Raw genomic sequence first — 15,712 nt, forward strand, 5'->3', positions numbered from 1 at the left:
TTACTTCTTGTCGGCGAACAGGTCGACCCAGATCACCGTGAACATCAGGCCGACCACGAAGGCGAAGCCGATGTAGGTGGCCGTTACGAGCACCCGCTCGCTCGGCTTGCGACGGGCAATCGCTTCCCACAGCAGGAAGACCATATGTCCGCCGTCCAGCACCGGAATCGGCAGGAAGTTGATGACGGCCAGGTTGATGCTGATCAGCCCCAGGAACATCAGGAAGTCGGCGAAGCCTTCTTCCGCGACGACGGACGCCGCCTTGGCGATGCCGATCGGCCCGTGCAGGCTGCGGATCGAAAGGTCGCCCGAAACCAGGTTCCGAAGCGTCAGGTAGATATCGAGAACCGAGTTCCGGGTGTGGCGGAAGCTCATTTCCATCGCGTCGACGAAGGATTCGGCCTTCAGTTCGCGAACCATTGCTCCCAGGAGCAGGCCGCGCGTCGATGCCTGGAACCACTCGGTCGAGTCTTTCAGTTCAACGACGACCGGACGCGGATCGGTCGAACCTGAGCTGCGGACGTTGAGTGTCAGCTTCTTCAGCCGGGGCGTATCCTGGATCACCGAGTAGGCATACGGCCAACCGACTTCCGCGACCGACATCTGCCGAGGCTCGGAGCCCTTCTGGTCGGGATCGGCAGGAATCTCGAGCGACACGATGCTGTCGCCGGGTTGAATGCCGAGGTTGGCCGCAGGGCCTTCGGGATTGATCTGCACGATGTTGGGGAGGACGTCGACTGCGGCGCCGATCGCCTGGATTTCCAGGGGATCCTTTTCGTCCCGCGGGCCCGACCAGGCGATCGCCTTTTCGGGAACGAGCGTCACTTCACGGCTCTGCGGTTCGCTCCCTTTGACTTCCTTCGTGATCGTGACTTTCACTTCCTGGCCGGCACGCTCCTCGAAGTATTCCGGCAGCCGCATCGGATCGAGGTCGCGGCCCACTTCGCGGCCGTCGACGTGCGTGATCAGGTCGTTCAGCTCGAGCCCGGCGGTGACTGCGGGCGACTTGATTCGCAGATCCGTGATCCGTCCGATCGACATCCGCAAACCAATCTGCCGGAACGGCTCCGGCGCGACGGTCAGCTCCACGCGGGACGTCTTGTCCGACTGGTCTTTCTCCTTGCGCTCGACGGTGAACTTCAGCGTGTCCTTCCGTTTTGCGGCGAGCACGTCCTTCAACGCCATGAAGTTCTGCACCGGCACGCCGTCTACTTCGACGATCAGGTCGCCGGGAAGGAAGGCTGCCTGCGAGGCCGGGCTGCCGGGAATCGTGACCGGCGTCTTTTCCGGGTCGCGAACCGGGGCGACGCGGAGGCTGTACTGGTAGCCCGTGCCGATCCGGCGGCGAATTCCGGAGCGATCGGGGGAGAACGTTTCGTGGTAGGCGGTTCCGTCGGCATGTTTTCCGACGATCTCGATGTTGCCGCGGGAAAGGGCGGTCTGCCGCAGGATGTCCTGGAATTCTTCGACCTTGCGGCCGTTCATCGACGTGATGACATCGCCTTCGCGGACCCCGTGCTCCCAGGCCGGCATGCCGACCTTCACGAACCCGACCTCTCGGTCGAGCGCTTCGATCCCGGAGTGGAACGCAAACGCGAAGAACAGGATGCCGGTGATGATGTTCATCGTCACGCCGGCCGAGATGATCGCCATTCGCTGCGGCACGGACTTCGCCGTGTAGGAACGGGGATCGGCCGCGACCTGCTCATCGGCCATCTGGCCCGGATCGATGTCGTCCTGGCCGAGCATTTTGACGTATCCGCCGAACGGAATGGCCGACAGGGCGTATTCGGTTTCGCCCCATTTCTTGCGCCAGAGCACCGGGCCGAACCCGATGCTGAAGCGTTCGACCATCACGTTGCACCACTTGGCGACCGCGAAATGCCCGAGTTCGTGGAAGAAGATGACGAGGCCCAGTCCGATGGCCACGGTCGCGATATTCGTGATGCGGTCCAGGTAGGGAATGGCCGCTAACAGGTTGTCCAACGCTCCGTCTCCTCCCTGGCCCAGGCGTCGAGCTTGAGGAGCTCGTCCAATGACGGCGAGGGGTTGAAATGATGACTTTCCAGAACCTCGCGGCAGGCGCGAGCAATCTGCTGAAAGGATAGGTTGCCCGCGAGGAATCGTGCGACAGCAACTTCATTGGCGGCATTGAGTACCGCTCCGGAAGTGCCGCCGCGACGAGCCACTTCGAAACCCAGTTCCAGCGCTGGGAATCGTTCGAGATCAGGCGGCTGGAAGTCTAGCGAAAATCCGGCCGTGAAATCGAGACGGGGGGAGACCCCGGTCGCCCGGTGGGGATACGTAATTGCATACTGGATCGGCAGTTTCATGTCCGGCGGGGACATCTGCGCGATGACCGATCCGTCCACGAACTCGACCAGCGAATGGATGATCGACTGGGGATGGACGACGACCGCGATCTGCGAGGCGTTGGTGTCGAACAGCCAGCGGGCCTCGATCACTTCGAGTGCCTTGTTCATCATCGTGGCCGAATCGATGGTGATCTTGGGGCCCATCTGCCAGGTGGGGTGGGCGAGGGCCTCTTTGGGAGTGACCGTCGCCAGTTTCTCGAGCGGCCACGCCCGGAACGGCCCTCCACTGGCGGTCAGGATGATTCGCAGAAGGTCTTCACGACGGCCGCAGGCCAGCGTCTGGAAGATGGCGCCGTGCTCGCTGTCGACCGGGATGATTTCGGCCCCGGTTTTCTTAGCAAGGTCCATCACCAGCGGACCCGCGACGACCAGTGTTTCCTTGTTGGCGACAGCGACCCGCTTGCCGGCTTCCACCGCGGCCCAGGTCCCGTGCAGCCCCGCAGCACCCACGATTCCCGAAACGACGACGTCCGCTTCGGGGAGCGCGGCCGCCCTGATGACCGCTTCAGGACCGAAAGCGACCTCGGTTTCCGGCGGAAAGACACCGGCCGGGATCTGCGATTTGAGGGCCAGGTCCGCGATGGCCGCCAGTTGCGGCCGGAAACGCCAGCATTGGGCGGCCATGTCCTCCCACCGGCTGCGTGTGGCCAGCGCAACGATCTGCATCGACGAGGCGTGTGCCCCGACGACTTCGCAGCAGCTGGTACCGATCGATCCGGTCGATCCGAGGACGGAAATCCGTTTCATAGGCGGAACTTAGGGCAGGCCACGGATGGCCGCAATGGCGTGGGTGTGGTTGTTGTTGATGATTGGGCGGCGGCGAAGGAGAGGGCGACAAACCGTTTTTCGCCAGGCGCTGGCTTCGGTCATGGCGGATGGACTTTCTGCGCGCATTGATCAACGTTGTCGTCCACTTCGGCTCCATCAATCGCTCCTTCAATAGATGGGAGCGGGTTGCCTTTCTCTTTTCCGGGGCGGAGCAGTGCGATTTCGTGAACCGCATCCCCCCGCCCGGCGACGGAGTTGCTGAAATCACCGAGAATCCCACGCATGCCCCGCTCGCCCGACGATATCCGCAACGAACTGCTCGTCGTGCGGTGTCGTCGAAACGACCCGGCCGCGTGGGACGAACTCGTGAAAACGTTCAACGACCGGCTGTTCTATTTCGTTCGCCGGCTGGTGAACGGTGAGGACCAGGCCCTGGTGGTGATGCAGGAGACCTGGGTGCAGGTGCTGCGGAGCCTCCGGCATCTGCAGTCGGCCGATCGGCTGACGACGTGGCTGTACACGATCGCGCGGCGAATGGTGATGAACCACTACCGTCGAGAGTTCGCCGAGTTGGACCTCGCCGGCGATCCGTCGGCCGACGTCGTGGACGACGGAAACGATCCGATCACCGACCTGGAGAACGCCGAGTGGATTCATTTCGGCCTGGACCGGATCGGCCTGGCCGAGCGCGAAGTGCTCACGCTGTTCTTCCTCGAAGACTTCTCGATTGCACAGACCGCGGACGTTCTGGGAGTCCCTGAAGGAACGGTGAAGTCGCGATTGGCGCGGGCCCGTGCGGAACTTCGCCAGGTGCTTCAGCGGGAACGACAGGCGCGGACGGGAGGGCGTTCATGACCACGAAACAACGGCTGCGCGAATCGCTGCTGGCGCTCGATTCCCCAGAGCCGCAGCGACGTGAACAGCTGCAACAGGAGATTCAGACCATGATGATCCGCGAACTGTCGATGCCGCGACGCGCCTGGATGACGGCGCTGGTGGTCGCTGAGTTTGGAGCGGCCCTGTTCATCGGCTCCCTCGTCGTCACCGAGCCGGCGCTGCCGTGGCTGGCGCGGATCGGTCTGGGAGCGGGAACACTGTTCGCCATCGCCTGGGGGGCGTGGTTCCTTCGCCTGTTGAGGCGAGGGGAGATGGATGTGCGGCAGGATGGCCGCCGGATGGCACAAATGGTGTGGTGTTTCACCCTGCTGATGGTGATCTTCATGGTCGTCGTGGGCGCGACGATGACTGACCGGGCCCAGGGGACCATCGTGATCCTGCAGTCGTTCGTGTTCCTGATCGGGGCCGCCGTCTACTGGTTGACGCAGCAGATCGAGCACGCGGAACTGAACATGACCGAACGCCTGCTGCGTCTGGAGTTGCAACTGGTGGAGCTGACGGAGGGGAAGGGAGGTGGGTGAGGCGCTCGGTACCCGGTACTCGGAAAGGGGCGCGCCTTGTGACGCCCCTTGGTCACTGCCGGGGGCAGCTTTATGCCGCTGCTGAGTTCTTCGAGACCGCCCCTGTGATCGTTCCATGAAACTCCACCGCGAGTTGACGGAGTCGGGTGAGCTGGTTGAGGAGGGTCGGGATGTCGGTCAGCGGGAGTTGGTTGGGGCCATCGCTCTTGGCCTGATCGGGATTGGGGTGAGTTTCGAGAAAGACTCCGTCACAACCGGCGGCGACGGCGGAGCGGGCGAGCGGGGCGACGAACTGCCGGGCTCCGCCCGTCGTCGCGCCCCCAGGACGCTGCACGCTGTGAGTCGCGTCGAAAACCACCGGAACTCCGAACGACTGCATGATCGGAATGCACTGCATGTCGTTGACGAGCCGGCCGTATCCGAACGTTGTTCCGCGATCCGTGAGGATGACCTTGTCACAGCCGGCTTCTTCGCATTTGCGAACGGCGTGGATCATGTCCTCAGGGGCGACAAACTGCGGCTTCTTGACGTTCACGATCCCGCCGTGGCGGGCCACTGATTCCGCAGCCGCGGCGATCAGATCGGTCTGCCGCGCGAGGAACGCCGGGATCTGCAGGATCTGGCAGACTTCGGCCGCAGGGGCACACTGTTCGGGCAGGTGGATGTCGGTTGTCACGGGAACGTGAAACCGGTCGCGGACCTTCGCGAGGATCTCCAGCCCCTTATCCAGACCAGGGCCGCGGAAGCTGTGGATGCTGGTGCGGTTGGCCTTGTCGAAGCTCGACTTGAAGACGAGCTGCCAGCCGTTTCGCGTACAGGCGGCGTGCAGAGATTCCGCCACCTGCATCACGAGGTCTTCACTTTCGATGACGCAGGGGCCGGCAATGAACAGCAGGGACTGGTTGGCGCCGCAGGCCAGTTCGTTCAGGCGGATGGGGTTCTGGGGCATGGTGGGCTCTTTGAAAGTCGGCCAGCTTGTTCAGACGTGACTTGGGGATCGCTGGCATCCGCACACGGCCGAGACGGCCGTGGCACATCGATCCTCACGCTTGGATCGACGTGCGCCGTCGGCTCACGTTGGCGTTGCGGCCCGGGGGGCGGATCGCCAGAAACCGGCAACGCAGACGACCAGGCAGGCTGCCGTGCAGATGACGGCGAACCAGTCGCCGAACCGCTGATAAAGCGAGGACCGACCGTCGAGCGGAACCGTGCTGACGAACGCGGCGTTCCACTGCTTGTAGTACCGGCCGGTCTGCGGATCGCGGATCGACTTCCTCGCGGGGCGTTCGTTTTTGACGACGGCGTCGAGATCGATGATCGTTTCGGGATCGCGCACCGCACCGTTGCCATCGATGAAGGCCGAGATTCCGGTGTTCACCGCACGAACCATGGGCATCCGGTTTTCGATGCAGCGGAACTGGGCGGTGATGAGGTGCTGGTCGAGCTCGCTCGATCCGTGGAACCAGCCGTCGTTCGTCAGGTTGACGAGGATGTCGACAGGCCACTTTTCCTTCTCGGCGGTAGCGGCCATCGAACGAACGAGGTGTGGCACGGTGTCTTCAAAGCAGATGAGCGGGACCATCTTCCAGTCCTTGTACTGGAAGACGTGCACATGCGTGCCGGCCGCGATTCCAAAGGCGTCGCCGAACGGCGTCAGCTTGTGGAGAAAAGGGAGGGTGTCCCGCAGGGGGATATATTCGCCGAACGGAACACGATGGATCTTGTCGTACCGATCGCTGAGACCGTTGGCCGGCGTGACGAACGCGGCGGAATTGAAATGGTCGTAACCGTCGCGGCGGGCAACGAGGGTATCCACGCCAATGACGAGTGACGCGTTCACTTCGCCGGCGGTCCGTTCGAGGTTCTTGCGGGACCGGTCGTCCTTCCACATGGCGAGTGGAATGCCGGGGGCGGCCGTTTCGAGGTCGACGTCTTCCACGTCGGGCCGCATCTGGAACATCGGGAACGGAAACATGGTTTCCGGCCACACGATGACGTCGGGCTGATGGGGAATCGTCTCGCCCATCAGGGCGCGATGCTGGGCGTAGATTTCGTCCTTGGCGTCGGGATCGTGTTTGAGGGATGTCGTGAAGTTCCCCTGGATCAGGCCGATGCGGGGGCCCGCCTGAAAATCCGATTGACCAAGCCGCGTGACGCCATAGACCCATGTCACTGCGACGAGCGACAGCGCGGCGCCGATGGCGATCGTCGGCAGCTTTCGGGCGGATTGCGACGCGAGAAAACGGTCGCGATCGCCGGGGAGCACGAGTCCCCCCCTCGCCATCCAGGCAGTCGGCAGGAGCAGGGCCACGGCGGCGTTGATCGTCGCGACGACATAGCTGATGCCATAAGCGCCGACGAGATCGCTGACCTGAATGATCGCCGCCCAGCGATGCTGCGTGTGACCGAGGAAATACCAGGCAAAGCCGGTCATGAGGTGGGCCCGCAGGAACTCGAGCCCGACCCACACGACGGGAGCGGCCAGCCAGAGCGGCGCGCGGAATCGCAGCATCGCCGTCCGCGTCAGGGAAACGAACACCGGAAAGTAGAAGGCCAGGTAAGCGGCCAGCGCGATCCAGGCCAGGTACATGGCGGGGTCGCCGAGCCGCATCCACTGAAGTGTTGGGAACCAGAAGACGGCTCCGGCCACGTACAGCGCGGCGTAGGTGCGTTTGGTCAGTCGCGGGAGGAGCGCCAGCTGCATCAGCGGCACGAGTGCGACCCAGGCCAGCGGCCCGAAATCGGCGGGAGTGAAGCTCATCCAGAGCAGGGCCGACGTGATCGTCGCCGGCCACAGAGCCCCTTTGACCGACGCCGGCCGTTCGCGGGCAGCCGTGATGATGTCGTCGATGGAGCGCTGCCGCGGCACGGAGGTGGGAAGCAGTTTCTCAGGTGCGGCGGATTCAGAAGCGGCGCAGGTGGTCGACATTGCCGCGTTCCTCCTTGAACGCATTCGCCGACCCGAACCAGGTCAGCGGTCGAGGATTAAAGTGGGGACTTCTTCTCCGGCCTGTCGTTCGGTTGCCGTTTCAAACAGGACGAATCCATTCGCCAGGGCGACAGTCTGCAAATCAAACGACCCCTGCCAGGCCAGCGGTCGAGCCAGGAAGCCCTGTTCCGACGGTGTGATTACGGCAGGAAAATAAGTCGGGCGCGAGTCTCGGGAGACATGCGGAGCAGTCAGCCGGGCGGAGTGCATCAGCGGTTGCGACGGCTGAATTCCGCGCCGCCTGTGGATGCCCATCCGGACGAACAACTCGAAGCAAACCATACTGCTGACAGGATTTCCGGGCAACCCGAAGATCCAGTGCGGACGGCCGTCCGGAGAACGCTCGGCAGTCAGCCGACCGAACCAGATTGGCTTGCCGGGCTTGACGTTACAGCCGTGGAACACCTGCTCGCATCCGCATTCGGCGAGGACGGATGGCACGAGGTCGAGAACGCCTGCCGAAACGCCGCCGCTGAGAACGAGGAAATCAGACTTCAGCCCCTCGCGGATGGCGGTCATGAGGTCGGCCCGGGTGTCGCGGGCGATCGTCGACTGAACCGGGGCAGCGCCCGCCCGACGCGCCTGTGTCACGAGCATGATCTCGTTGGAATTGCGGATCTGGCCGGGGCCCGGGACTTGCTCGTACGGGACGAGTTCGTCCCCCGTGGCCACGATGGAAACAGATGGCCGGGGGATGGCGAGGACACTGCTCACCCCCATTTCCGCAAGCGCGCCGAGCTGGGCGGGGCCGAGAACCGTTCCTGCGGGGAGTACCAGGTCTCCTTTCCGGATCGCCTGTCCCTGACGGGCGAGGTTTCCCTCGGCCCTCGCTTTGGGCGCGTCGAGCGTGACGGTGATCGCCGTCTGCGACGTGACCAGTTCAACCGGGATCACGCAGTCGGCACCGGTCGGAAGGGGGGCCCCGGTCATGATGCGAATCGTGCCCCCGGCGGTCAGTTCCCGGGTGGCCGTGTTGCCGGCGGTCACTTCCTCAAGGATGTCGAATTCGCGCCGGCCGGCGGCGTAGTCGTCGAAGCGGATGGCGTACCCATCCATGAGCGACTTGTCGAACGGCGGGCTGTCGCCAGTGGCGTGGATCGCGGTCGTACTGACCAATCCGTCGCAGAGAGCGAGGGGAAGGCCCTTCTCGGCCGGAGCGGCCGGCGGAATCTCTCTCTCAATCAGGCGCCAGGCGTCCTGGACGGAATCGAGCATCGGGTCGGCTCAGGAATTCGGATTGACGATCGCGGGGCCGCGACTTAACGGGAGGCTGGCGGGCCTGTACGGATCGGACGGCCAGCGGAATGAATTGGCGTACGGAGAAGCAACTGTCGATCAGAACGCGAGTTCCGATGCTCGTTTGCGCAGTCATGTCTGCGCTCGGCTCGGGCTGCGCTCTGTTCAATCCGGGCAGTGCGGTGGAACGCATCACTGCCGAGCGGCCGTTTCTGCCGCCGCTGCAGTCGGAACGGAACGTCATAGACCTGGAAGTTTATTACGTTGATCGTGTCGTTGGCGATCCGACGATCGGCGACGGGTTGTGGGGCGCGGTGAACCAGGCGGCCGGTCCACTCTCGACCCATGCGAAACTGCGTAGTGAAGGGATCCAGTATGGCGTCGCTCCGAGTTCCGCGCCACCGGCGCTGCAATCCCTGATCTCCCGAGGGTTCGGAGCTTCTTCGACCAGGGTCACGGAGATGCGGCCCGTTCCCCTGATCAATGGGTCCTCGGCGCCGGTTCTTGTCGGGGCACTGCCGCCAACGTGCACGATTCCCAGTTCTGGGAAGCGAAACGCTATGACAGTCCAGCAGGGGCAGTGCATGTTTCAGGTCGCGGCCGAGCGGCTGCAGGAAGGGTGGGTTCGTGTCGCCTTCCTGCCGCAGGTCCACCATGGCTCCCAACGTGTCCGGCCCGTAGCCACCGACCAGAAGTGGGAAAACCAGAACGGGCAGCAGGTGGAATCCTTCTACGAGCAGGAGTTTTCGCTCGACCTGAATACGGGTGAGTACGTCGTGATCGGTATGGTGGATGAGCGGCCCGCCTCGCTGGGGCACCTCTTCTTTCGCCGGGGCGACGCCGAGAGCCGGTTCCAGCGGGTTATGATCGTGCGGCTTGCGGGAATGCAGTCGATGAGGCCGCAGCGGAACGATCGTGGCACGTTTTGAACATTCGAGCGAACCGTATAGTCGACGACCCGCGCCCCATCCCCTATTCTCCGCCGAAATCCGTTTGCGAAGCGACTTTGCCTGCAGCAGGCAAAGCCGGCTACTGGCAGAGAAACGACTGGGATGCCCGCCACTCTTGATCCAAATCTCGCCGTTGGGGCGATCCTGTTTGTGCTCGGCGCCATTGGCGTCCTGACGCGCCGTAACCTCATTCTCATCATGCTTTCGGCCGAGATGATGCTGAACGGCGTCGCTCTCACGCTGGTGACGTTCTCGCAGATGCACGGGAACAACCGGGGCCAGATCTTTACGGTCTTCGTGCTCACCGTTGCCGCGTGCGAAGCAGGGCTGGGGCTGTCACTGATTCTGGCGCTGTACCACCGGACGAAGACTCTCGACGTCAATCTCTGGGCATCGATCCGTGAACCGGACATCAGCGCTCCCGCGCCGGATGCGCCGTCGCTGACTCCCCCCACCGATATTCGCGATTATCCCCGGCTCACGCCGTCCGGAGGCATGCCTGACCTCGATGGGGCCGAGCGGACGCTCCTGGCGGACAAGAATGAGACGCGCCAGACATCGCTGCCGGCGTAAATCTGCGTGTGGCTGTGTGTTGCGTTCACGGGCCGGTTTGCTGAATCACTTTTATCCTGCATTGAGATATGTCTGAGTCGACCCAGCACCTGTTGATGTGGCTGATTCCCGGAGCGCCGCTCCTGGCAGCGACGCTCATCGCACTCCTGGGGCCAAAAGTCCTTCGCGGACAGTCGCACTGGCTCTGCTGGCTCGGAATCGCCACGGCGTTCGGCTGTGCACTGACTCTGCTGACCAGCATTACCCCGCAGGGGTTTGCCGAAGGCTTGTCGAAGCCCGCCCTGGCAAGCGGCTTTGAGTGGATCAACGTCGGGTTTCTGAACGTGCGGATCGACCTCCGCGCCGATGCGATCAGCTCCATCATGCTCGCCATGGTGACCGGCGTCAGTCTTCTCGTGGCGATGTTCGCCTCGGGGTATATGCACCACGATCCGGGCTATCCGCGGTTCTTCGCGGCGTTCTCGCTGTTCGTCTTTTCGATGTGCATGCTGGTCCTGGCCGGCAGCTTCCTGATGCTGTTCATCTTCTGGGAAGCGGTGGGACTCTGCAGTTACCTGCTGATCGGCTTCTGGTTCCGCAAACCGAGCGCGGCCGCGGCCGCGAAGAAGGCGTTCGTGGTCAACCGGATCGGCGACCTCGGGCTGCTGGTCGCCATGTTCCTGATCTGGACGTCGTTCGGCTCGCTGAGCTTCGACACCGTGCTCAACTCGTCGACCTCCGAGTGGAAGATCATCGTCAACCAGCTGCGGGGCGATGGCACGCTGACGGCGATCTGCCTGTGCCTGTTCCTGGGCGCGATGGGCAAATCAGCCCAGTTCCCGCTGCATGTGTGGTTGCCCGACGCCATGGAAGGCCCGACCCCGGTGTCGGCCCTCATCCACGCGGCGACGATGGTCACCGCCGGCGTTTACCTCGTCGCCCGCTGCACGCCGCTGTTTGTGTGGTCGCCGGTGGCCCAGATGACTGTCTCGGCGATCGGTGCGATCACGGCCCTGGTCGCCGCCCTGACGGCGCTGACGCAGTTCGACCTCAAGCGGGTGATGGCCTACTCGACCGTCTCCCAGCTCGGCTACATGTTCATGGCTCTCGGAGCCGCGGCCGCCGGACCGGAATACGTGACGGCCGCCGTGACCGCCGCCATGTTCCACCTGTTCACCCACGCGTTCTTCAAGGCGCTGCTGTTCCTCGGATCGGGCAGCGTCATGCATGCGATGGGAGACGTCATCGACATGCGGCACTTCAGCGGCCTGCGGAAGGCGCTTCCGATCACACATGCGACGTTCCTGGTCGGCGCCTGTGCCCTTGCCGGTGTGCCGCCGTTTGCCGGGTTCTTCAGCAAGGACGACATTCTCGCCTCCCTCTCCAACGGAATGGCCCACGGGGAGCACCGGCTGTTCTTCACGGTGATCTTCGCGATCGCGGTGCTGACCGCTGTACTGACGGCGTTCTACACCTTCCGGGCGTACTTCATGACGTTCTGGGGGCCTGAGAAATTTCCGCCGGAAGCCGGCGCTCATCCGCACGAGGCGACGCCGATCATGGCGTTTCCGCTCGGGGTGCTGGCACTGTTCGCGGCCGGGATCGGCCTTGTGGCCGGCCCGATGACGCACTGGTTCGGCAGCTATCTCAGCCACACCATGGGCCTCACCGAAGAGCATCCGCACCTGCACTGGGGGCTGATGATCGGAAGCGCACTCGTGGCGGGAGCGGGGATCTACGCGGCATGGCTGATGTACGTGTCCAAACCCGAACTGGCGGCGAAGGCGAAGGCGGCCTCGGGCCCGGCGTATGCCTGGTCGCAGGGAAAGTTTTTCCTCGACGAACTGTTCCTCGCGACGATTGTCATGCCCCTCCGCAAGCTGGCGGAGCTGTGCGTGCTGTTCGATCGCAAGGTGATCGACGGCATCGTGGATGGCCTGGGGCTGTTGCCCAGGCTCCTCAGCTGGGCGCCGCGGCCTTTCCACGCGGGCGTCATCGGCGGCTATGCCTATGTGATGTTGCTCGGCCTGGTGGTCGGGGTGCTGTTCGTGGTCCGCGCCCTGGCCGGGCAGTAACCCCGTGCCCGTCGTGTTTTGAGTTTCGCGAGCGATTTCCTGAAGCGGTGACATAAGTTCGATGGCAAACTGGCTTCCCATCCTGATCCTGATTCCGTTCCTGTTTTCGGCCGCGCTGATGCTCGGACGGAACCTGGGTGGCAATGCGGCGCGCTGGATCGGCCTGATCGGCACGCTGGTGACGTTGACGGGCTGTCTCGCCATCAGCGGCGCGTACTACAAGTATGTCAGCGAGGGGCCGCTGCCGGTGCCGACCGACAAGGCGGGCAATCCCGTCCAGATGCCGGTCAATCCGCAACTCAACTGGCACTACAACTGGCTCGATCTGTCGGGCCCGGGCATCAGCGCCTCTCCCAATCACTCCACGCGCCTCAGCTTCCACCTGGGCGTCGACGGCGTCAGCGTCAGTCTGATTCTGCTGACCGGCATCCTGTTTGTGTCGTGCGTGCTGATTTCGTGGGAAGCGATCTCCGATCGGCGCCCCGAATTCTATGCCTTCCTGTTGCTGCTCGAGGCCGGCCTGATCGGGGTGTTCTGCGCCTTCGACCTGATGCTGTTCTACGTGTTCTTCGAGTTCACCCTCATCCCGCTCTTCTTCCTCGTCGGCATCTGGGGGGGCCCGGATCGCCGGCGGGCGGCGGTCAAGCTGTTCCTGTACACGCTGGCCGGAGGCCTGATCACCCTGCTGGGACTCGCCGCGCTCGTCGCGGCGACGTGGCAGCGGGGCGACCTGTCGACGCCGTTCTCCATTCCCGATCTCGCCCGCTCGCTGACGGCCAATCCGCTCGAACTGAAATGGCAGATCGGAATCTTCCTGGCGATCTCGGCCGGCTTCTTCGTGAAAGTGCCGCTGTTCCCGTTCCACACCTGGCTTCCCCTGGCCCACGTCGAAGCTCCGACGGCCGGAAGTATCCTCCTCGCCGGCGTGCTGCTGAAGCTGGGAACCTATGGCTTCTTCCGTATCTGCCTGCCGCTGTTCCCGAGCGCCTGCTACGAGTGGGGCGCTCCGCTGGTTGGCGGCATGGCGGTCATCGGAATCGTCTACGGCTCGCTCTGCTGCCTGGCCCAGCGCGACATCAAGAAACTGATTGCCTACTCTTCCGTCGCACACCTCGGGTTCTGCATGGTGGGGCTGTTCGCGCTCAATCGCGAAGGCATCACCGGCGGCGTCCTGCAGATGCTCAACCACGGCCTGTCGACCGGGGCGCTGTTCCTCATCGTCGGCATGGTCTACGAGCGCTATCACACGCGCATGCTCGATGACCTCGGCGGCCTGGCGAAGCGCCTGCCGTTGATCGCCGTCGCCATGGTCTTCATTTCAATGGCGAGCATCGGACTTCCGGGCCTGAACGGCTTCGTCGGCGAATTCCTGTCGCTGGCCGGAATGTTCCGGCTGAAGCCGGCCTACGCCATTGTCGCCGCCACGGGCGTCATCCTGGGTGCGTGGTACCTGCTGACCATGCTTCAGCATGCCTTCTTCGGACCGCTGAAAGAGCCTGAGGTCGGACACGGCCATAGCCACGACCACGGCACGCATTCCCCGGCTCATGCCCACGCCCATCACGGCCACGACGATCACGGTCATGGCGGACATGGGCACGGTCATGCCGAGCCGCCGCTTGTCGACAACGGCATCCGCGATATCAACCTTCGCGAATTCATCGCACTGGCCCCGCTGGCGGCCCTCTGCCTGATGATTGGCGTGTACCCGAAACCGCTGATCGATACGATCAGGCCCGATATCAATGCCGTCGCCCAGGTGTACGATGATTTGAAAGTGCCGATGAAGGGACGGACTTGGGAGAAGCCTTCCGCCGTCTCCGTCACACCCGAGCAGCAAGTCGAGAAACAGGAAGCCGTCGCAGTCGTTCAGACCCACTGACCGGCAGCGGCGAGAAGTCACCCGTCGAGAACTCACCAAGGGACCTGCCGTGGCTGTTGCAACTGCTGCTCCTCCCCAGGCGATTGCGGGCGTTTCGCCCTCACTGGAACGTGAGATCGAAACGGAGTTCCCGACCATCGGGGCTTCCGCAATCGGCCGTCTGCTCGGCGGGATCATGAACAGCATCCCCGTGGGGATCGGCAGCGTGAAGCTGTCGTACCTGCTGTTCGGCCTCCCCCTCGCCCCGCTCGGCGTGATCGGCTACCTGCAGCTCAAGGTGACCGGCCAGCGATACACCGTCACCAACCGCTCCGTCAGCGTCCGCGGCGCGCTGGCCGGCCAGGTGGTGAAGCAGGTCGCGCTCAAGGATGTCGGCGATGTGGTGGTCGAGGTCCTCGGAGGGCAGGAGTTCTTCCGAGCTGGCGATGTCGTCATCAAGAACGCTTCGGGCGACGAGATCCTGCGGTGTGCAGGCGTTCCGCAACCGGACCGCTTCCGACATGTGATTCTTGCGGCCCGCGACGCTCGCCTGCAGTCGGACGACGCCCTGGCGGCGATCAACCGCAGAAAGTGAACCTGATTCGACAGCCCGGCCTGAATCAGGCCGGGCTTTTTTCATGCGCAGAAGCTGCCTGCCGGCCGCCAGCTCGAAGCGACGTCAGGCATTCCGCCACGTGGCGAGAGGTCACCGGGCTGCGCCGGTCTGCTTTTTCGCACGCGGCCGACCGCACGGCCACCACGTCCACCGGCAGCGTCGACAGCCTCGTGATGTCCTCGAGGTTCAACCGTCCGGCCGCGGCGAGGAATCGCCCCCCGGAGTGCATCCGCCCGGCGAGCCCCGCCAGCCGCTCCGGGCTCACGTGATCGAACAACCGGCCGCTCGACTTGTTGAACGTATCGAGCAGCAGCCCCGCACAGCCCGTGTCAATGGCCGCACCGGCGATGTCGTCGATCGACGGCGACCCGGCGTCGTCCTGGTCGAGATAGGCCACGGCCACCCAGTGAATCCCGGTGCCGCGTTCATCTTCGAACCGCTGGCGAACGCGCAGCCATTGATCTCTCCAGCCGGCCGATTCCCCCAGCCCCGACAGGCCGATTTTGGCCATCGTGATCTGGCCCGGCAGGGGAAACGGTGTCTGTTCGGTCCATTCGAGGCATTCCCCCAGCGCCACGGTCACCGGCAGGTCGCGACGCGGCGAGGCGCCGGCGGCCTGGCAGATGGAGAAGAGCGTGTCTGGGGCGGGGCAGCCCAGTGAGCCCCGGTCCGGATCCTTGACGTCGAGAATCTCGGCGCCTCCCTCGATGGCGCTGGCCGCCTCGAGCGCCGAGCGAACGCTCACGAGCAGGCGGGGAGGCTCGCCGGAAAGGGAGGGAGGGAAGGGGTAGGGCACAGAACGGCTCGCGGGCGCATGGGGAGAGTGCGTCGGAGATTAGCGACCCGTTCCTCGCGTCGTCACCCTGTCCGGA

Annotated in this window: 13 protein-coding genes; 7 read left to right on the forward strand and 6 right to left on the reverse strand. The window is 64.0% G+C overall.

Features of this window, described 5'->3' with window-relative positions:
* Both rseP and Pan44_RS21300 read right to left on the reverse strand, forming a co-directional pair.
* Positions 1–1,986, reverse strand: coding sequence for an RIP metalloprotease RseP (gene rseP / locus Pan44_RS21295; protein ID WP_197453538.1), 1,986 nt, complete (start codon positions 1,984–1,986; stop codon positions 1–3).
* Positions 1,971–3,122: a 1-deoxy-D-xylulose-5-phosphate reductoisomerase gene (locus Pan44_RS21300; RefSeq protein ID WP_145033627.1), complete on the reverse strand. Its 1,152-nt coding sequence runs from the start codon at positions 3,120–3,122 to the stop codon at positions 1,971–1,973. The genes rseP and Pan44_RS21300 overlap by 16 nt, the downstream gene beginning before the upstream one ends.
* Before the next feature lie 303 nt (positions 3,123–3,425).
* Between Pan44_RS21300 and Pan44_RS21305 the strand changes: the two genes are divergently transcribed.
* Together Pan44_RS21305 and Pan44_RS21310 are read left to right on the forward strand one after the other, a co-directional pair.
* Positions 3,426–3,998: an RNA polymerase sigma factor gene (locus Pan44_RS21305; RefSeq protein WP_145033630.1), complete on the forward strand. Its 573-nt coding sequence runs from the start codon at positions 3,426–3,428 to the stop codon at positions 3,996–3,998.
* Positions 3,995–4,561, forward strand: a complete 567-nt coding sequence (locus Pan44_RS21310) for an intracellular growth attenuator family protein (RefSeq protein ID WP_145033633.1) — start codon at positions 3,995–3,997, stop codon at positions 4,559–4,561. Before Pan44_RS21305 ends, Pan44_RS21310 begins: the two co-directional genes overlap by 4 nt.
* A 70-nt stretch (positions 4,562–4,631) precedes the next feature.
* Here the strand turns inward: Pan44_RS21310 and kdsA are convergent, their stop codons facing one another.
* The 3 genes from kdsA to Pan44_RS21325 form a co-directional block, all read right to left on the reverse strand.
* Positions 4,632–5,510, reverse strand: coding sequence for a 3-deoxy-8-phosphooctulonate synthase (gene kdsA / locus Pan44_RS21315; protein ID WP_145033636.1), 879 nt, complete (start codon positions 5,508–5,510; stop codon positions 4,632–4,634).
* 123 nt (positions 5,511–5,633) lie between these two features.
* The gene (gene lnt / locus Pan44_RS21320; protein WP_197453539.1) at positions 5,634–7,490 is read right to left on the reverse strand and encodes an apolipoprotein N-acyltransferase; all 1,857 of its coding nucleotides are present in this window, start codon (positions 7,488–7,490) and stop codon (positions 5,634–5,636) included.
* A gap of 42 nt (positions 7,491–7,532) precedes the next feature.
* The gene (locus tag Pan44_RS21325; RefSeq protein ID WP_145033642.1) at positions 7,533–8,765 is read right to left on the reverse strand and encodes a molybdopterin molybdotransferase MoeA; all 1,233 of its coding nucleotides are present in this window, start codon (positions 8,763–8,765) and stop codon (positions 7,533–7,535) included.
* Between the two features lie 155 nt (positions 8,766–8,920).
* Here Pan44_RS21325 and Pan44_RS21330 point away from each other — a divergent pair, with 155 nt between their 5' ends.
* The 5 genes from Pan44_RS21330 (at position 8,921) to Pan44_RS21350 (ending at position 14,819) form a co-directional block, all read left to right on the forward strand.
* Complete coding sequence (locus tag Pan44_RS21330; RefSeq protein WP_145033645.1) at positions 8,921–9,715, forward strand: hypothetical protein; 795 nt, start codon at positions 8,921–8,923, stop codon at positions 9,713–9,715.
* Between the two features lie 123 nt (positions 9,716–9,838).
* Positions 9,839–10,309: an NADH-quinone oxidoreductase subunit NuoK gene (gene nuoK, locus Pan44_RS21335; RefSeq protein WP_145033648.1), complete on the forward strand. Its 471-nt coding sequence runs from the start codon at positions 9,839–9,841 to the stop codon at positions 10,307–10,309.
* Positions 10,310–10,377: 68 nt separating this feature from the next.
* On the forward strand, positions 10,378–12,363 hold the full coding sequence (nuoL, locus tag Pan44_RS21340; protein ID WP_145033651.1) for an NADH-quinone oxidoreductase subunit L: 1,986 nt from the start codon (positions 10,378–10,380) through the stop codon (positions 12,361–12,363).
* A gap of 61 nt (positions 12,364–12,424) precedes the next feature.
* On the forward strand, positions 12,425–14,245 hold the full coding sequence (locus tag Pan44_RS21345; RefSeq protein WP_145033653.1) for a complex I subunit 4 family protein: 1,821 nt from the start codon (positions 12,425–12,427) through the stop codon (positions 14,243–14,245).
* Positions 14,246–14,294: 49 nt separating this feature from the next.
* Complete coding sequence (locus tag Pan44_RS21350; protein ID WP_145033656.1) at positions 14,295–14,819, forward strand: PH domain-containing protein; 525 nt, start codon at positions 14,295–14,297, stop codon at positions 14,817–14,819.
* A 25-nt stretch (positions 14,820–14,844) separates the two neighbouring features.
* Here the strand turns inward: Pan44_RS21350 and Pan44_RS21355 are convergent, their stop codons facing one another.
* A complete protein-coding gene (locus Pan44_RS21355) occupies positions 14,845–15,585 on the reverse strand; it encodes a (5-formylfuran-3-yl)methyl phosphate synthase (RefSeq protein ID WP_231754123.1) in 741 nt (246 codons plus the stop codon).
* Positions 15,586–15,712 lie beyond the last annotated feature (127 nt).

Source organism: Caulifigura coniformis, assembly GCF_007745175.1.
GTDB lineage: Bacteria > Planctomycetota > Planctomycetia > Planctomycetales > Planctomycetaceae > Caulifigura > Caulifigura coniformis.